Source organism: Streptomyces sp. NPDC003393 (genome assembly GCF_053589015.1).
Genome location: NZ_JBSFRB010000010.1, coordinates 45,919 through 63,435, shown reverse-complemented (window position 1 = coordinate 63,435; position 17,517 = coordinate 45,919). Strand labels below are relative to the sequence as shown.

The 17,517-nt window shown below is 71.3% G+C and carries 17 protein-coding genes; 3 read left to right on the top strand and 14 right to left on the bottom strand.

Annotation, left to right across the window (positions count from 1 at the left end; genetic code table 11):
- Positions 1-75: 75 nt before the first annotated feature.
- From ccsB to hemL, 7 genes are all read right to left on the bottom strand, one after another.
- Positions 76-1,182, bottom strand: a complete 1,107-nt coding sequence (gene ccsB / locus ACWDUZ_RS13115) for a c-type cytochrome biogenesis protein CcsB (RefSeq protein WP_451631901.1) — start codon at positions 1,180-1,182, stop codon at positions 76-78.
- On the bottom strand, positions 1,179-2,978 hold the full coding sequence (resB, locus tag ACWDUZ_RS13110) for a cytochrome c biogenesis protein ResB (protein ID WP_451631900.1): 1,800 nt from the start codon (positions 2,976-2,978) through the stop codon (positions 1,179-1,181). Before resB ends, ccsB begins: the two co-directional genes overlap by 4 nt.
- 3 nt (positions 2,979-2,981) lie before the next feature.
- Entirely contained in the window at positions 2,982-3,743 is a 762-nt protein-coding gene (locus tag ACWDUZ_RS13105) for a cytochrome c biogenesis CcdA family protein (protein WP_451631899.1), read from the bottom strand.
- Between the two features lie 6 nt (positions 3,744-3,749).
- Positions 3,750-4,415: a TlpA family protein disulfide reductase gene (locus tag ACWDUZ_RS13100; RefSeq protein ID WP_451631898.1), complete on the bottom strand. Its 666-nt coding sequence runs from the start codon at positions 4,413-4,415 to the stop codon at positions 3,750-3,752.
- A 66-nt stretch (positions 4,416-4,481) separates the two neighbouring features.
- On the bottom strand, positions 4,482-5,795 hold the full coding sequence (locus ACWDUZ_RS13095; RefSeq protein WP_451631897.1) for a hypothetical protein: 1,314 nt from the start codon (positions 5,793-5,795) through the stop codon (positions 4,482-4,484).
- Positions 5,796-5,965: 170 nt separating this feature from the next.
- Entirely contained in the window at positions 5,966-6,667 is a 702-nt protein-coding gene (locus ACWDUZ_RS13090; RefSeq protein ID WP_451631896.1) for a histidine phosphatase family protein, read from the bottom strand.
- Entirely contained in the window at positions 6,664-7,980 is a 1,317-nt protein-coding gene (gene hemL, locus ACWDUZ_RS13085; protein WP_451631895.1) for a glutamate-1-semialdehyde 2,1-aminomutase, read from the bottom strand. The genes ACWDUZ_RS13090 and hemL overlap by 4 nt, the downstream gene beginning before the upstream one ends.
- Before the next feature lie 599 nt (positions 7,981-8,579).
- Between hemL and ACWDUZ_RS13080 the strand changes: the two genes are divergently transcribed.
- The gene (locus ACWDUZ_RS13080; protein WP_003974483.1) at positions 8,580-9,017 is read left to right on the top strand and encodes a hypothetical protein; all 438 of its coding nucleotides are present in this window, start codon (positions 8,580-8,582) and stop codon (positions 9,015-9,017) included.
- Positions 9,018-9,124: 107 nt separating this feature from the next.
- On the opposite strand, the gene ACWDUZ_RS13075 is transcribed toward ACWDUZ_RS13080, so the two are convergent.
- From ACWDUZ_RS13075 to ACWDUZ_RS13065, 3 genes are all read right to left on the bottom strand, one after another.
- Positions 9,125-9,484 (bottom strand): hypothetical protein, encoded by a 360-nt coding sequence (locus ACWDUZ_RS13075; protein ID WP_451631894.1) that lies wholly within the window; start codon positions 9,482-9,484, stop codon positions 9,125-9,127.
- A 104-nt stretch (positions 9,485-9,588) separates the two neighbouring features.
- Positions 9,589-10,599 (bottom strand): winged helix-turn-helix domain-containing protein, encoded by a 1,011-nt coding sequence (locus tag ACWDUZ_RS13070; protein WP_451631893.1) that lies wholly within the window; start codon positions 10,597-10,599, stop codon positions 9,589-9,591.
- A 286-nt stretch (positions 10,600-10,885) separates the two neighbouring features.
- Positions 10,886-11,809 (bottom strand): EamA family transporter, encoded by a 924-nt coding sequence (locus ACWDUZ_RS13065; RefSeq protein WP_451631892.1) that lies wholly within the window; start codon positions 11,807-11,809, stop codon positions 10,886-10,888.
- A 79-nt stretch (positions 11,810-11,888) separates the two neighbouring features.
- Between ACWDUZ_RS13065 and ACWDUZ_RS13060 the strand changes: the two genes are divergently transcribed.
- Both ACWDUZ_RS13060 and ACWDUZ_RS13055 read left to right on the top strand, forming a co-directional pair.
- A complete protein-coding gene (locus ACWDUZ_RS13060) occupies positions 11,889-12,782 on the top strand; it encodes a LysR family transcriptional regulator (RefSeq protein WP_451631891.1) in 894 nt (297 codons plus the stop codon).
- A gap of 315 nt (positions 12,783-13,097) precedes the next feature.
- On the top strand, positions 13,098-13,382 hold the full coding sequence (locus tag ACWDUZ_RS13055) for a hypothetical protein (RefSeq protein ID WP_451631890.1): 285 nt from the start codon (positions 13,098-13,100) through the stop codon (positions 13,380-13,382).
- Positions 13,383-13,394: 12 nt separating this feature from the next.
- On the opposite strand, the gene ACWDUZ_RS13050 is transcribed toward ACWDUZ_RS13055, so the two are convergent.
- From ACWDUZ_RS13050 to ACWDUZ_RS13035, 4 genes are all read right to left on the bottom strand, one after another.
- The gene (locus ACWDUZ_RS13050; protein WP_451631889.1) at positions 13,395-14,876 is read right to left on the bottom strand and encodes a HAMP domain-containing sensor histidine kinase; all 1,482 of its coding nucleotides are present in this window, start codon (positions 14,874-14,876) and stop codon (positions 13,395-13,397) included.
- Positions 14,877-15,599: a response regulator transcription factor gene (locus ACWDUZ_RS13045; protein ID WP_451632006.1), complete on the bottom strand. Its 723-nt coding sequence runs from the start codon at positions 15,597-15,599 to the stop codon at positions 14,877-14,879.
- A gap of 160 nt (positions 15,600-15,759) precedes the next feature.
- Positions 15,760-16,377: a CE1759 family FMN reductase gene (locus ACWDUZ_RS13040; RefSeq protein WP_451631888.1), complete on the bottom strand. Its 618-nt coding sequence runs from the start codon at positions 16,375-16,377 to the stop codon at positions 15,760-15,762.
- Complete coding sequence (locus ACWDUZ_RS13035; protein ID WP_451631887.1) at positions 16,374-17,471, bottom strand: LLM class flavin-dependent oxidoreductase; 1,098 nt, start codon at positions 17,469-17,471, stop codon at positions 16,374-16,376. Before ACWDUZ_RS13035 ends, ACWDUZ_RS13040 begins: the two co-directional genes overlap by 4 nt.
- Positions 17,472-17,517 lie beyond the last annotated feature (46 nt).

Genomic DNA, 17,517 nt, shown 5'->3' with positions numbered 1-17,517 from the left:
CCTGACTCCATACGGATGACGGCGCACGGCACACGTGTGGGCGTGTGCCGGTCCTGTCCTTCCGTACGGAGCGGGTCAGACGCCCGCGTACGAGTGCTTGCCGCTCACGAAGAGGTTGACGCCGTAGTAGTTGAACAGGAAGCAGGCGAAGGCGATCAGCGCGATGTACGCCGCCTTGCGGCCCTTCCAGCCGGCCGTGGAGCGGGCGTGCAGGTAGCAGGCGTAGCCGACCCAGGTGATGAACGCCCAGGTCTCCTTCGGGTCCCAGCCCCAGTAGCGGCCCCAGGCGGACTCGGCCCAGATGGCGCCCGCGATGATCGTGAACGTCCACAGCGGGAAGACGGCCGCGTTGACGCGGTAGGAGAACTTGTCCAGGGACGCCGAGGCGGGCAGCCGCTCCAGGACGGAGGTCGCGAAGGAGCCGGGCTTGCCGCCGCTCGCCAGTTTGCTCTCGTAGCTGTCCTTGAACAGGTACAGCAGGGCGGAGATCGCGCCGACGTAGAAGACCGCGCCGCAGAAGATCGCGGTGGAGACGTGGATGTACAGCCAGTACGAGTGCAGGGCGGGGACGAGCTGGTCGCTCGCCGTGTAGAGCTTGGTGACCGCGAGGCCCAGGTCGAGCAGGACCGTGGTGGTCAGGAACAGGCCGATCCAGCGCACGTTCTTCTTCAGCGCGAGCAGACCGAGGTACACGCCGACCGCGACCGTGGAGAAGGTGATGTTGAACTCGTACATGTTGCCCCACGGCGCCCGCTCCACCGAGGCCGCGCGGGCGACGACGCCGCCCAGCTCCACCAGGAAGGCGAGCACCGTGAAGGAGACGGCGATCCGGCCGTACAGGTCGCCCTGCTCGTCGCCGCCGTGCGCGCCGGGACCGTCGGGCACGTCACGCGACCCGGCCGAGGAGCGTACGACCACCTTGGGCCGCTCCAGTACGGCGGTGCCCCCGGCGGACTTCACCGTCACCGCCGGTCCCCGGGCCGTGGCGGCGGACTCGTTCTCGGCGGTCAGCGCGGCGGCCGTACGGGCCACCTTGCTGCGGCTGCCGAGGAGCCATTCGGCGATGTAGGCGAAGAAGGCCAGGGTGTAGACGGCCATCGAGGAGTAGACCAGCGCGTTGCTGATGTGCGCGAGATTTTCGTTGCTCGCCGTGGCGAGCTCGGTTGCGGCGGCGAGAGTCACTTCTGCTCAGCCCCTTCGGCGGGTGCGGGGGTGTCGGCGTCCGGCTCCGGGTCGGGGTCGGCGTCGGTCTGTGTCGGTGCCTTGTCGTGGACGAGGGCGGCCAGGTCGCCGATCTCCTCGGGGAGCTTCGCGGACTCGCTGCGGCCCAGGCCCGCCACCTCGACGACCGTCACGCCGTCGGCGCCCCGCACCGCGCGGACCCAGACGCGGCGGCGCTGGATGAACAGCGAGCCGGCCAGGCCGGCGATGGCGGCGAGGGAACCGGTCAGCGCCCAGCCGTTGCCGGGCTGCTGGACGATCTGGAAGCCGGCCCACTCCTTGATGTCCTTGTCGAAGGTGATGGACCCGGCGCCGTTCGGCAGCTTCATGGTCTCGCCGGGGAGCAGCCGGGCCGCGAGGATGTTGCCCTTGGCGTCCTTGTACTGCTTCAGGTTCGGGTTCTTGGTGTCCAGCTGGTAGACGTTCTGCGGGACGCCCGCGTCCACGCCCAGGTCGCCGTGGTAGGCGTTCAGCGCGAGGACGGGGAAGTCCAGCGCGGGGAACTGGGAGAACATCGTGCCCTTGCCGGCGCCCGCGAAGGTCGGCACGAAGAACGCCTTGAAGCCCAGCTGCTCGCGCTTGTGCTGCGGGTTCGTGTAGCCGTCCATCACCTTGATCGCGCCCTGCGAGGTGACGTTGGCGTCCATCGGCAGCAGCGGGACCGCCTGGTGGTAGACGACGTCGCCCTTGCCGTCGCGCACGGTGACGGTCGGTGCGTAGCCGTGGCTGACGAGGTAGACCTTGGCGTCGTCGATCTCCAGCGGGTGGTTGGGCGAGATGGTGCCCTTCCGCGTCGTGCCGTCGGCTCCCACGCTGTAGTCGACGTCCGCCCGGTAGACGCGCGGGGTGCCCTTGTTGGGGCCGCTGCGCGCGTAGGTCCCGGTGAACTTCTTCAGGTTGAAGCTGAACGGCACCAGGTCGTCGTCGTCGAAGAGGTTGCCCGACTTGAAGTCGTCGTACTGGATGAGGGTGTTGGTGAAGCCGTCGCCCTCGATGATCAGCTTGTTGCCCTCGGTCTTGAACAGCTGACCCCAGGCGAAGGCGATCAGCATCACGATCAGCGCCAGGTGGAAGACCAGGTTGCCGACCTCGCGCAGATAGCCCTTCTCGGCGGCGACGGCGTCACCTTCGGTGTGCGCGCGGAAGCGCCGCTGCTTGAGGATCCTCAGCGCCGCCTCGCGGACCTCCTCGGGCGTGACGGCGGTGCGCCAGGTGGCGTGCGCGGGCAGCCGGTTCAGCCGCTTCGGCGCACCCGGCGGGCGGCTGCGCAGCTGGCCGGTGAACTGCCAGGTGCGCGGCACGATGCAGCCGATGAGGGAGACGAACAGCAGGATGTAGATCGCGGAGAACCACACCGAGCTGTAGACGTGGAACAGGCCGAGCTTGTCGTAGAGGGGCGCGAGCGTCTTGTGCGTCTGCCTGAAGGTCTCGACCTTCAGCGCGTCGCTGCCGTTCTGCGGGATCAGGGAGCCCGGGATGGCGCCCAGGGAGAGCAGGAACAGCAGCAGCAGCGCGACCCGCATGGAGGTCAGCTGCCGCCAGAACCAGCGCACCCAGCCGGTGATCTCGCGCCCGGTCCAGGCGAGCCGTCCGGCCAGACCCGGGGCGCGGTTGCCGCCGAAGGAGCCGGGGACCGTGGTCTCCACGGGCGCGGTGGACAGCTGTGAGCCGGCCGCTCCCAGGTCGTCCTCGGCGGCCCCGGGGTGCCCGGCGGCGGGGGTCTCGTCGGCGGTGGTGCCGGTGGTCGTCTTGCTCATGGATCAGATCCCCACAGTGAAGCCGGTGGACCAGTTCTGCATCTCCTGCACCAGCCGGTCCCAGGCGCCGGTGAGCAGCAGCACACCGGTCACGATCATCATCGTGCCGCCGATGCGCATCACCCAGACATAGTGGCGCTTGACCCAGCCGAAGGCGCCGAGGGCCTTGCGGAAGGCGATCGCGGTGAGCACGAACGGGATGCCGAGCCCGGCGCAGTAGGCGACGGTCAGCACGGCACCGCGTCCGGCGCTGGCCTGCTGGAAGGAGAGCGTCTGGACGGCGGAGAGGGTCGGCCCGATGCACGGGGTCCAGCCGATGCCGAACAGCGCTCCGAGGAGCGGCGCGCCGACCAGACCGGTGGTCGGGCGCTTGTGGAACCGGAACTCACGCTGGGTCATCCAGGGCATCAGGCCCATGAAGAACACGCCCATGAGGATCATGAGCACGCCCAGCACCTTGGTGAGGGGGCCCTTGTGGTCCTGGAGGTTCTGGCCGAAGTAGCCGAACAGCGCGCCCCCGGAGACGAACACGGCGGTGAAACCGAGGACGAAGAGGGAGGCGCCGACGGCCATCCGCCCGCGCCGGGCCTCCGCCAGATCGGTGCCGGTGACGCCCGTCACATACGACAGATAACCCGGGACGAGGGGCAGGACGCACGGCGAGAAGAAGGAGACGAGCCCACCGAGTACGGCGATGGGCAGCGCGAGCACGAGGGCTCCGCTGCTGACGGTCTGGTTGGCGTCAGTGGCCGCGGCCAGTAGCACGGTGGCTCACTTCTCCGCGACGACCGGGTCGAGCATCTTGCGCAGCTTCTCCTCGCTGAGCGCCTGGAGCGCTCGCGCGGCGATGTTCCCGTCCCGGTCGACGATGATCGTGGTCGGGATCAGCTGCGGGTTCAGCGTGCCCTTCTTGAAGCGGAGCATGAGCTTGCCGGTCGGGTCGTACAGGCTCGGGAACGGCACCCCGTAGCGCTTCTCGAAGGCGAGGGCCGGCTGGGGGCTGGTGTCACGGGTGTTGATGCCGACGAACTGCACGCCCTTGTCGGCGGTGTCCTCGGCGACCTTCACCAGGTTGGGCGCCTCGGCCCGGCACGGCGCGCACCAGGAACCCCAGACGTTGAGGACGACGACCTTGCCCTTGTAGGAGGCGATGTCGAGCTGCTTGCCGTCGATGGTCCGGCCGGACAGGTCGGGCGCGGGCTTGCGGTCGCCCTTCTTCACGGTCGCGATGCCGTCGGCGCCGGTGATGAAGTTGGTGTTGCCGGAGCCTCCGGAGGCACCTCCGGAGCCGCACGCGGACAGGGCGAGTGCCAGGGCGGCGGTCCCGGCCGCGAGGAGGGTGGTGCGCCCGCGGACGCGGGTCGTGCGCGTGCGGTGCGGTGCGGACGTACGGTTCGCCCGGTTCGAGCACTGGGGGGCGCGGCTGACGACACTCATGTGAAAAGTTTCGCATGCCTGTTCCGGGGATCTTGCACACCCCCCTCGCGGGCGGAAAACCGCATATCAGGCAGCGTTCACGGCGCCCTTGGACGTCCCGGAGGTCCCGGCGTCCTTCAGGAACTCGTTCCAGCCGCCGGCCGGCCGCTGCCCGACCTCCAGGGTGCGCAGCCTGGCGAGCACCTCCGGCTTCTGCACGTCCATCCAGTCGACGAACTGCCGGAAGGAGACCAGGCGCACGTCGGCGCCCTTCTCCCGCTCGCGCGCGATGTGCTTGACGGCCTCTTCGACGGCGTCCATGTAGATCCCGCCGTTCCACTGCTCGAAGTGGTTGCCTATGAAGAAGGGAGCCCGATTTGTCTCGTATGCCCGCTGGAAGCCCTGGATGTAGGACTGGGCGGCCTGCCGGCGCCAGCCGGGGTAGTTGGCGGGCGGGGCCTTGGTGGAGTTCACCGACTGGTTGGCGAGCATGTTGTAGTCCATGGAGAGGACCTCGAACCTGTGGCCGGGGAAAGGTATCTGCTGCAACGGCAGGTCCCAGATCCCCCGGCGCTTGACCGGCCACACCTGACGACCGCCGGGCGAGGAGGCGTCGTAGCGCCAGCCGAGCTCACGGGCGGTGGGCAGCAGGTTGTCCTGGCCGAGCAGGCAGGGGGTGCGGCCGCCGACGAGTTCCTTGTCGTAGTCGAAGGGCAGGGAGGGCAGGTCGTGCCGGCCCGTGTTGGTGCGCCACTGCTTGACGAAGGACTTGGCCTGCTCGATCTCGTTCTTCCACTGCTGCGGGGTCCACCACTTGACCGAGCCGCGGGTCTCGCCGCAGAAGTGGCCGTTGAAGTGGGTGCCTATCTCGTGCCCCTCCAGCCAGGCGCGGCGGACGTTGGCGAGGGTGGCCCTGATGTGGTCGTCGGTCAGATAGCCGATGTCGGAGGCGCCGCGCGGATTGTTCGGCGGGTCGTACATCCGCTTCTTGCTCTCCGGCAGCAGATACAGCCCGGACAGGAAGAACGTCATGTGGGCGTCGTGCTGCTCGGCGAGGTCCAGGAAACGCGGGAACAGGCCGTTGCCGACCTCGCCCGCCCCGTCCCAGGAGAAGACGACGAACTGCGGCGGGGTCTGACCCGGCTCCAGCGGCTCGGGCCTGGCGGGCTGGTGGGGCTGCTTGCCGGTGAACGACGTCGAACCGTCACCGATCGGACGGACCGGGTTCTCCGTGTGGGCGCCGCCCTGGCTCTTGTCCCCGTGCGAACCCGCACCCGGCCCGGAACCGCCGGCGTGGTGCGAGCCGCCCGAGGACTCGAGGCTGCCGCAGCCCGCGAGTCCGGCGGCGACCGCGGTGCCCGCGCCGAGGCCGAGTATTCCCCTCCGGGAGAAGGTGCGCATGAGTTCCCCGATCCGTCACGTCCTCTGATGTGGTCACCCACTCAGAGCGCGCGACGGACACGGCGGTTGCACGGGAGCGATATGAATTTCACAACAAATAACGGGAAATTGTCCGTATGTGACGGAACCCTTACCGCGCTCTCACGCTCCGTGCACTTCTCTCCGGCTCGCTACGCCCCGAAGGCCTTGCCCTTCCCCTTCACCGGCTTCGCGCCCGCGAGGAGATGAGCGGGCACCAGATCGCGGGCGGGCTCGGTGTAGCCCACGGACACGATCCGGTCGCCCTGGTACGTGAACGTCGTCAGCGAGGCGAGCGTGCACTGTCGCTTGCGCGGGTCGTGCCACAGCCGCCGCCGCTCGACGTAGGAGCGCACGATCCAGATCGGCAGCTGGTGGCTCACGAGCACCGCCTCGTGCCCGCGCGCCGCGTCCTTGGCCGCGTTCAACGCGCCCATCATCCGCACGACCTGGTCGATGTACGGCTCTCCCCAGGACGGCTTGAACGGGTTGACCACGTGCTTCCAGTTCGCCGGCCGGCGCAGCGCGCCGTCGCCGACCCCGAAGGTCTTGCCCTGGAAGACGTTCGCCGCCTCGATCAGCCGCTCGTCGGTGGCGAGGTCGAGTCCGTGCGCCTTGGCGATCGGCGTGGCCGTCTCCTGCGCCCGCTCCAGCGGGGAGGCGACGACGTACGTCACATCACGGGCGGCGAGGTGCTCGGCGACCCGCTCGGCCATCCGCCGCCCGAGGTCGGAGAGGTGGTAGCCGGGCAGCCGTCCGTACAGGATCCCGGTCGGGTTCTCCACCTCGCCGTGCCGCATCAGGTGGACGACGGTGATGTCGTCCTTGCCGTTCTTCTCCGGCGTCCCGCTCATGCCGTCGCCTCCGCAGCCGCCCGGGCCGCCGCCGGAAGGGCGTCGGCGATCCGCTGGAGGGCCTGCTCGTCGTGCGCGGTGGAGACGAACCAGGACTCGAAGGACGAGGGCGGCAGGTAGACACCGTTCGCCAGCATCGCGTGGAAGAAGGCGGTGAAGCGGTACGACTCCTGCGCCTTGGCGTCCTCGTAGTCGCGCACCGGTCGGTCGGTGAAGAACACCGAGAACATGTTGGAGGCGTTCTGCAGGGTGTGCGCCACACCCTCCTTGGTCAGCGCCTCGGACACCATGACCTGGATCTGCTGCGAGACGGCGTTCACCTTCGCGTACGCGGCGTCGTCGAGCAGGCGCAGCTGGGCGAGGCCCGCGGCGGTGGCGACAGGGTTCCCGGACAGGGTGCCGGCCTGGTAGACGGGCCCGGCGGGCGCGAGGTGCGCCATGACGTCGGCACGCCCGCCGAAGGCGGCGGCGGGGAATCCGCCGCCCATCACCTTCCCGAAGGTCATCAGGTCGGGCTCGACCCCGTCGACGCCGTACCAGCCGGCGCGGCTGGTACGGAAGCCGGTCATGACCTCGTCGGAGACGTACAGCGCGCCGTTCTCCCGGCACAGATCCCTCAGCCCCTGGTTGAAGCCGGGCAGCGGCGGCACGACGCCCATGTTGCCGGGCGAGGCCTCGGTGATCACGCAGGCGATCTCGCCCGGGTGGGCCGCGAAGCCCGCGCGCACCGCGTCGAGGTCGTTGTAGGGCAGCACGATCGTGTCGCCGGCCTGGGCGCCGGTGACGCCCGGCGTGTCGGGCAGCGCGAAGGTGGCGACCCCGGACCCGGCCGCGGCGAGCAGCGAGTCGACGTGCCCGTGATAGCACCCGGCGAACTTGATCACCTTGGTCCGCTGCGTGAACCCGCGGGCGAGCCGAATCGCCGACATGGTCGCCTCGGTCCCGCTGGACACGAGCCTGACCTGCTCCAGCGGCCCGACCCGGTCCACCATCTCCTCGGCGAGCGCGACCTCGCCCTCACCCGGCGTACCGAAGGACGTACCGCGCGCGACCGCCTCCTGCACGGCGGCGATCACCTCGGGCCGCCCGTGCCCGAGGATCATCGGCCCCCAGGAGCAGACGAGGTCGACGTACTCCCGCCCGTCGGCGTCCTTCAGATACGGCCCGCTGCCGGACACCATGAACCGGGGCGTGCCGCCCACGGCGCGGAAGGCACGCACCGGCGAGTTCACGCCGCCGGGTGTGACGGCCGCCGCACGATCGAACAGCGCCTGCGAGACGGGGGCTTCGTATGGATATGGCAGTTCGCTCATGACCTGCGACTTCTCCGATTTCTCGGGCTTCTCGGGTTCACGGGGTCCACGGGGGTCCCGGGGTTCGACGGAATCCGGTGGGCAGTGACCTGTTCAGGGTAGGCCAGCGGGGGCGGGGCGCCGGGCGGCGGCGGGGCGGCCCGGCACGCCGGGACGGAGCCCACGGAAGATCCACGCGCCCGAAGAAGCGGATTCGCCCGCGCCCATCTGAGAAACTGGGCTCCTCATACGTATGGACAGGGCGTAGGCCGTGTCGAGGGCCGCGAGGATCCTCGAAGCTCCCGCGGGCAGATGTTTCGGCGCACGTTTCGGCGTGCGGCCGTGGGGGAGGTCACTGACACGATGATCGGGTTGCGCGGCGGGGGCCGCGCGTCCTAGAAAAGCAGTCGGGTGGAGATATGCATCGCGGTGGCGGACTGGGCGAGGGGACTGATGACCTGGGTCCTCGACGTGCCCGGCGGGGAAGGCACCGGCGCGCCGCGGAGCAGGCGGCCGAAGCACGTCAGGCACCGAGTGAGCCCGAGCGGCCCGACCGGCGGATCGACCGGGCGGACCGCCGGGTCGACAGCCTTCGGGCGGGGAGCGGGAATGGTGGTCGGGTGGGGGTGACGTACAAGTACTTCGGCGCGCCGGACGGTGCGACCGCGGCCCGCGTCCCGATCTCGATGCGCCCCGAGGAGCTCGGCGGCGACGAACTCGGTATGAACGGCATGTTCACCAAGATCAAGCCGGAGACCATGGCCGCGATGGTGCTGACGGGCATCGAGGGCGTCCCCCTGCACAAGGTGCCGCCCCTCGAACTGGTCGTCCTGCATCCCGACTACGCCGTCGTCAAGCTCCCCATGACCGTCGTCGACCCCCTCCGCGGCATCGGCGAGGAAGCGGTCGGCGCGGCCGCCTTCATCTGGTCCACGGTCCCCGACCGCGGCGGTCCGAGGGACGCGTTCAACGTGTACCAGCTGCTGCACGAGTGGCAGGACTTCTCCCACCGGCTGCACGAGGCGGGGCACCAGCCGTACTGCCTGGTGTGGCCCTGAGCGCTTGCTGCGGCCGAGCGTCCCGGCATGCCGAACGGGCCGCCGACCGGAGTCGGCGGCCCGCACGCGAGCCGGCCACGGCCGGCCGGAGCCGGCGTCGTGGTGGGTCAGCAGGGGCGGATGTACCAGGTGGAGTACGGGTACGTGACCGCGCCCTTGCTGTAGGCGCCCGGCGTCGTCTGGATGGTGTGCTTGCTGCGGTTCTTGAACTTGGCCCTGGTGCCGTGCGTCTGGTGGTTGATGTAGGAGGTGGGGATCCAGGTGCCCAGGTAGAAGTCGTTGCAGGACCAGTAGTTCTTCCACGTCCAGTCCGACTTGCCGGCGTGGTGCATGTGCACGCAGATCGCCTTGTACGGGCAGGAGTGGGACGCCGCCGTCTGCGCCTGGGCGGGCGCCGCGGCGAACCCGGTCCCCAGGACCGCCGCGGCGGCCACCGCCGCACCCGCGACTCGCTGCTTGATTCCCATGCGGATGTCTCCCCCAGTGTCGGGTGTGCATTGCCTGTGCCGACAGGGTCTTCCCGGCTCCGCCCCGGCGGCGACGGGTTTCGGGCGCACCCGAAAGACTCTGCTCAGCCGCACGACTCCCCGTGCAGCAACGCCGTGCCCAGCGGGGTGAGGGTGTGCAGCACGGTGCCGCCGTCGCGCAGGCTCTCGGCGAGTTCCGCCTCCCGCAGTGCCCGCACGTGTTCGCTGGCCGTGGCCGGGGACACGGCCAGCCGGCGGGCGATCTCGCCGGTCGTCGCCGCGTACTCCAGCACCGCCAGCACCCGCGCCCTGGTGGGCCCCAGCAGCCGGGTCAGCGCGCCGGCGCGCGTGGTGCCGCGGGTACCTTCGGGCAGCCGTGGCTCACCGCGCCGGATCGGGTAGACGAGCACCGGCGGCAGCACCGGATCGGCCAGTGCGACCGGGTTGCGCCAGCAGAAGAAGGAAGGGATCAGCAGCAGTCCGCGGCCCCGCAGGTGCAGGTCGTACTCGACCGGGTAGCGGCTGCGCAGCACCGGGGGGTCCCACACCGCGGCCGGGCGCAGCGAGTCCAGCAGGCCGTGGACACCGCCGTCGCGCAGTGCCCGGGCGCGCAGGGACCGGTCGGCGTCGACAGCGGCGTCGACCCGGGTCCAGTCCGGCTCGATCATCTCGCGGTACAGCGCCCGCATGATGTCCGCCGTCTCGGTGAGAGGTTCCCGGTCGCCGGCGGCCAACGCCCGCTGGAAGGCCGTCGGACGGCGCACCCCGGCGGTGCGGACGGTGAGCATGACCTCCGTACGGACGCGATCGGGAGGTGTCGCGCACAGCGCCTCCAGGCCCGCCTCCAGTCCCGCCGCGCCTTCCGGCGGCGTGAGGAAGTCCGGGAAGTAGGAGGCGAGGGGCGGCGCGACGGACAGCAGCAGACGCGTGGCGCGGGCGAGTCCGCAGCCGGACAGCGCGGCTCGGGCACGCTCGCGCCAGGCCAGGAAGCAGGGTGCGGGCCGGCCTCGCCCCGCCAGGCGGTGGGCGGCCATCAGCGTCTCCCAGATGGGGTCGGGCGCGGTGGCCACCCGGGTGCGGGCGAGGTCTGCTTCGGTGAAGTGGACGTGCAGCATGGATCCCCCGTGGTGGTTCTCTGGGGCATCCGGCACTTTCCGTCCCCGCGGACCGATGGCACCGGGCCCCGTCTCCCCGTTCGTGCGGTGCGAGGTGCCCGGGTGGGGGGGGTCGGAGGGCGGTCGAGGAGTGGTCACAGCGGTCGGCCCACCCGTGGCACGTTCGCGAGAGCGAAGATGGCGGAGCGGAGCGGAGGGCGTCCACCCAGAGTCGGTAAAATGTCCGAACAGGCCACACATTCACCTGAATTCGCCTACGCGTTGTACAGATGCGTTCTGACGTAGGTCACTTGGTCGCGGTCGCTGGTTTCGCGGGGCTGAACTGCGCGGCGAGCAGGGCCGCCAGGGCGAGGACGAAGCCGGCGGTCTGCGCCAGGTTCAGCGACTCGCCCAGCGCGATGCCGACGACGGTCGCGACCAGCGGGGACAGCAGCACCAGCGGTGCGGACGCCCCGACGGGCAGCTTTCCGATGCCGCGGAACCAGAGCGTGTACGCGATCAGCCCGCCCATGCCGCCGAGCCACAGGTAGCCGCCGGCCGCACCGGCGTCGATCCGCTGCGGTACGCCCTCGACCGCGAGCGTGAGCGGGAGCAGCAGCAGACCGCCGGCCGTCAACTGCCAGCCGGTCAGGGTGAGGGGACCGACCCCCTGCGGGCGCCCCCAGCGCTTGGTGAGGACGACGCCGCCGGCCATGGTGGCCGTCCCGCCGAGGCCGGCGAGCACGCCGACGGCGTCCAGGTGGGCCGTGGGACCGAGCACGACGAGTCCGACGCCGGCCACGCCGATCACGCCCCAGATCCAGCGCCAGGCCGTCGGCCGCTCGTGGAGGACCGCGATGGCCAGCCCGGCCACCAGCAGCGGCTGGGCGGCGCCGAGGGTCGCGGCGACACCGCCGGGGAGCCGCTCCGCCGCCAGGAACAGCAGCGGGAAGAAGGCGCCGATGTTGAGCACGCCGAGGACGGCGGCCTTCCACCACCAGTCCCCGCGCGGGAGCACACGGGTGACCGCCAGGGCGAGCAGCCCGGCGGGCAGGGCGCGCATCAGCCCGGCGAACAGCGGATGCCCGGGCGGCAGCAGTTCGGTGGTCACCGCGTAGGTGGTGCCCCAGGAGGCGGGGGCGAGGGCGGTCAGCGCGATGGTCCCCAGCGCCACCCGCGGTGCGTACGAGGCCCGCGTCGGGGCCGGCGATCGCTCGGTCAGGCCATGCATGTGAGGAAGTCTCGGCACAGGCCACCATGAATGCAAAGCATGCTTGTCATGGCAGCCATGAAGGACGACGATGAATGCCGTGGATCTCCAGCAGATGCGGTACGTCGTCGCCGTCGCCGAAACGCGCAACTTCACCCGCGCCGCGGAGCGCTGCCGCGTGGTGCAGTCCTCGCTCAGCCACCGGATCGCCGGACTGGAACGGGAGCTCGGCGTCAGGCTGTTCGCCCGGTCCAGCCGCCGGGTCGAGTTGACCGGCGCCGGAGCGGCGTTCCTCGTCGGTGCGCGGGAGTGCCTGGCCGCCGCCGAGCGCGCGGCCGCCGATGCCGCCGCCGCGGCCGGCGTGGTGCGCGGCCGGCTCGCCGTCGGAGTGATCATGACCACGGCCGCCGTCGACGTGCCCGAGGTGCTCCAGCGGTACCGCGCCCGGCATCCGGACGTCCAGGTCCTGCTCCGTTCCGGACGCAGCGACGAACTGGCGGCGGCGATCCGGAGCGGCGACCTGGACATCGCCTTCCTCGGGCTGCCGGAGGACGAACGGCCCCAGGGGGTGGAGAGCGTCGTCCTCGATCACGACCGGCACGTTCTGGTGGTCCCGGCCGGGCACCGGCTCGCGGGCGCGTCCCGGCTGACGCTGCGGCAGATCGTCGAGGAGCCGTTCGTGGACTTCGTGGCCGGGACGCCCGCCCGGGCCCAGTCCGACCAGGCGTTCGCCGCCGCGGGCCTGGTCCGCGAGGTCGCGTACGAGACCGGTGCCGTCGAGCTGATCACCCGGCTGATCGCGCGCGGGCTCGGTGTGGCGCTGCTCCCGTCGGCGTTCATCCGGCCGCTGGCCGCCGACGACCCCGAACTGGCGCTGGTTCCGGTGGCCGACGGACCGCACCGCGTCGAGTGTCTGGCCTGGAGCCGGTTCAACCCGAGCCCGGCGACCCGGGCGATGCTCGACGTGCTCGGGGTCAGGGCGTCGTCCGGGTGACGCGCCACGGACGTCCCGGAGGCCGCCCTGTCCGCACCCGCTCGTGTGCCGCCGTCGGCTGTGCTCCTTCCCACCCGTCATCACCCGACCGGTGTACGGCCTCCCACGGGCGAGGTCGCCCGTGCCAGCCTGGACGTATGTCCGAGTGACGACGGCCGGTTTCGTCCGGCGGCGTGTCACTACCTACTGTAGGGTCCGGCTCGCCGTCCAACCGTCCACGGGGGATCCATGCAGGAAGCGCATTGTCCAAGACCGGTCCCGTCGTCCGGTGAACAGGCGGAGGGCGGGCTCGGACCGACCGTCGCCGTGCTCGTCGTGAGTCTCACCATCGCGGCCGTCGGCGTGTACGAGCTGTGCGGCTTCGGGCTGCACAGCCTCGACCGGCGGCCGCATCTGTTCAGCGACGGTTTCGCCACGGCCGGGGTGATCGCGGCCACGGTGGCGGCCGGCGCGGCGGCGGGCAACCTGGCGTGGCTGCTGACGGCGTCCCGCAGACGCGCGGCCCACGACGACCGGGGCGGCGACGCGGACGGGCCCGAGATCTCCGACGGCGACCCCGCCTTCGCCGACGGCGGTCGCGCCCCCGTCCCCGGCGAGTGAGGGTCCGAGAGGTCAGCCGCCGCCCCGCAGCCCGCTGAGCCCACCGCCGTGATGTCCCCGGTCGCGGTCCCGTTCACGGTCCCGTTCCGCCCCGACCGTGAACCCGATCACGGCTCCGCCGCCCTCGCGAGGGAAGGCGAACGGTGCGCCCCCGTGGGACAGGGCCACCTCCCGCACGATGGACAGGCCGAGTCCCGAGCCGGGCAGCGAACGGGCGTCGGGGGCGCGGTAGAAGCGGTCGAAGACGCGGATCAGGTCGCCCGCGGCGATACCGGGCCCGCGGTCGAGGACCTCGACGCGGACCGTGCCCGGCCGGGCGGGTCCGCAGACCGCGATCTCGATGGGTGCCGTGCCGTCCCGGTCGAACTTCGCGGCGTTCTCCACCAGGTTGGACACCGCCCGCTGGAGCATGGCGGGGCGGCCGTCGGTCGTGGTGTCGCCGCTCGCGCGGACCACGATCCGGCGTCCGGTGCGGCGGCGGGTGAGACCGGCCACGTCCTCGGCGATCTCGGACAGGTCGACGCGCTGCGGCGGCTCGGTGTCGGACTGGCCGGCCGCGAGGTCGACCAGTTCGTTGACCAGGTCGGTGAGTTCGCGGGCCTCCTGGGCGAGGTCGGTGACCAGTTCCTCGCGGCTCTCGGGCGGCAGTTCGTCGATGCGGCGCAGCAGCGAGATGTTCGTGCGCAGCGAGGTCAGCGGCGTACGGAGTTCGTGTCCGGCGTCCTGGACCAGCCGGCGCTGGTCCTCCTCGGACTGGGCGAGCCGGCCCAGCATGCGGTCGAAGGAGCGCCCGAGCCGGCCCACCTCGTCGTAGCCGGTGACGGGCACCTGGACGCCGAGCCGCCGGGTGCGGGCGACGTCCTCGGCGGCGGAGGTGAGCACCACCAGGCGGCGGGTGATGCGCCGGGCCAGCCACCAGCCGCACAGCCCGGCCGCGATGACCACGACCACCATCAGGATCAGCGTCCGCTGCTGCAGGGCTCGCAGCAGGTCCTCGGTGTCGCTGAACTCCTGGGCGATCTGCACGGCGCCCCGGCCGTCGCCGAGCGCGACCGTCGCGATGCGGTACACGTCGTGGGCGACGACCACGTCCTGGTACTCGATGGTCCTGCCGGCCGTGGCGGCGGCCGCGGTCTCCAGGTCCCGCGCGGTGACGGGCAGCTGCGGGGTGCCGTGGTCCACGATCTGTCCGCGGGCGCCGAGCACCTGGACGTCGGTGCGGCTGGGCCGGACCACCTCGTGGCCGGGGCGGGAGGAGGAGAAGTCCTCGGGCGTGCGGTCGTAGCGCCGCACCTCGTCCCGCACGTCCTGCACGACCTGCGTGAACACCGACTGCTGGTCCACCCGGACCAGACGGGCGGCGGAGCTGTACGACAGGATGCCGACGAGAATCGTGACGGCGGCGGTCACCACGGCGAACGCCACCGCGAACGTGGTCCCCAGCGACGACAGACGGGGCCGCGGCCGGGCCCACAGCCGTGCGAGGCGGCCCACTCAGTCCTCCCGCAGCACGTAACCCACCCCACGCACGGTGTGGATCAGCTGCGGCGCGCCCGGCTCGTCGAGCTTGCGGCGCAGATAGCCGACGTACACGGCGAGGTTCTTGGAGCCGGGGCCGAAGTCGTAGCCCCAGATGCGGTCGTAGATGGTCGAGTGGTCGAGCACGATCCCGGCGTTGCGGACCAGAAGTTCGAGCAGTTCGAACTCGGTGCGGGTCAGCTCCAGTTCGCGGGTGCCGCGCCACACCCGGCGGGCCTGGAGGTCCATGCGGATCCCGGCCGCCTCGATCTGCCGCGCGGGCAGCTGAACCCCCTTCGCCGGCGCGTCCTCGGCCGGGCCGCCGGCCGCAGGGGTGCCGACCGGGCTGGTCCGGCGGAGCAGGGCGCGCAGCCGGGCGAACACCTCCTCCACGTCGAACGGTTTGACGACGTAGTCGTCGGCGCCGGCGTCCAGGCCGGCGATCCGGTCGGCGGTCTCCACCAGGGCGGTCAGCATGAGGATCGGGGTGCGGTCGCCCTCCGCCCGCAGCACCCGGCAGACCTGGAGCCCGTCGATCCCCGGCATCATCACGTCCAGGACGAGCACGTCCGGCGGGGTCTTGTGGGCCTGAGCGAGCGCTTCGACGCCGTCGGCGACCGCCGTCACCTCGTAGCCCTCCAGGATGAGGGCCCGCTCGAGGGCGTGGCGGATCGCACGGTCGTCTTCGGCGAGCAGCACAGTCTGAGGCACTCGTCCAGTCTGCCAAGGCCACAGCGGTACGGGCCGGGTGAGCGGGCCTACGATCACCCCTTTTTACCGGGCTCTCACCGGCCCGGGGGCACCCGGGCCGGTCGCTTGCCCTTCTCTCACCTCGGGCCGCCGCGGTCCGCGCCACCGGTCAGGCGCGGAGCGCGGCCAGCTGCTCCTCGAACGGCACCACGGTCAGGTCGTCCGCCGTGCGAGGCGGCCCCGGCCGCTCGGCCGGTACCGCGGTCATGAGCGCCGCCAGCTCCCCGGCCGCCCGCTCGATCCGCTCCGGCAGCCCTTCCGCGCCCCAGTCCTCCGAGGCGGCGTAGACGCCGGTGGGGACGACCACGGCGTGCAGGTACGCGAACAGCGGCCGCAGGGCGAGGTCCAGGACCAGGGAGTGCCGGGCGGTGCCGCCGGTGGCCGCGATCAGCACCGGCTTGCCCGCCAGCGCGTCCTCGTCCCGCGCCCCGAGGACGTCGAAGAAGGACTTGAACAGCCCGCTGTACGACGCCGAGAACACCGGAGTGACGACGATCAGTCCGTCCGCGGCCGTCACCGCGTCCAGCGCCGCCGCCAGGGCGGGGCCGGGGAAGCCGCTGGTGAGGTTGTGCGCGATCTCGACGGCGAGGTCGCGCACCTCGATCACCTGCACGTCCGCAGCGGTGCGCCCGGTGGTCGCGGCGGCCAGCCGGTCGCCGAGCAGACGGGTGGAGGACGGGACGCTCAGCCCCGCCGAGACGACGACGAGTTTCGTGGGGCGGTTCATCGGGCGGTCGCCTCCGGGGTGCTGTTCGCCGCGGCCAGCAGCGAGGTGTGGGTCGGCGCGTCCGGCACGTCGGCCGGGCGGCCCTTGGCGAACTCCGCGCGCAGCACCGGCACGACCTCCTCGCCGAGCAGATCGATCTGCTCCAGCACGGTCTTCAGCGGCAGCCCCGCGTGGTCCATCAGGAACAGCTGGCGCTGGTAGTCGCCGGCGTACTCGCGGAAGGCCAGCGTCTTCTCGATCACCTGCTGCGGGGAGCCGACGGTCAGCGGCGTCTGGGCCGTGAAGTCCTCCAGGGAGGGGCCGTGGCCGTAGACCGGCGCGTTGTCGAAGTAGGGGCGGAACTCGCGCACCGCGTCCTGGGAGTTCTTCCGCATGAACACCTGGCCGCCCAGCCCGACGATCGCCTGCTCGGGCGTGCCGTGCCCGTAGTGGGCGTAGCGGCTCCGGTACAGCTCGACCATCCGCTTGGTGTGGTCGGCCGGCCAGAAGATGTTGTTGTGGAAGAAGCCGTCGCCGTAGTACGCGGCCTGCTCGGCGATCTCGGGGGACCGGATGGAGCCGTGCCAGACGAAGGGCGGGACGCCGTCCAGCGGACGGGGCGTGGCGGTGAAGCCCTGCAAGGGGGTGCGGAACTTCCCCTCCCAGTCGACCACGTCCTCGCGCCACAGCCGGTGCAGCAGGGCGTAGTTCTCGATGGCGAGGTTGATGCCCTGCCGGATGTCCTGCCCGAACCACGGGTACACCGGGCCCGTGTTGCCGCGGCCCATCATCAGGTCCACCCGGCCGTCGGCCAGGTGCTGGAGCATCGCGAAGTCCTCGGCGATCTTCACCGGGTCGTTGGTGGTGATCAGGGTGGTGGAGGTGGACAGGATCAGGCGCTCGGTCCGCGCGGCTATGTAGCCGAGCATGGTGGTGGGGGACGACGGCACGAACGGCGGGTTGTGGTGCTCGCCGGTCGCGAAGACGTCCAGGCCGACCTCCTCGGCCTTCAGCGCGATGGCGACCATGGCCTTGATGCGCTCACGCTCGGTCGGCGTGCGGCCGGTGGTGGGGTCCGGCGTGACGTCGCCGACGCTGAAGATCCCGAACTGCATGGTCGCTCATCCTCCAGGTTGTTGATTGTTCAACCATACCCTGGAA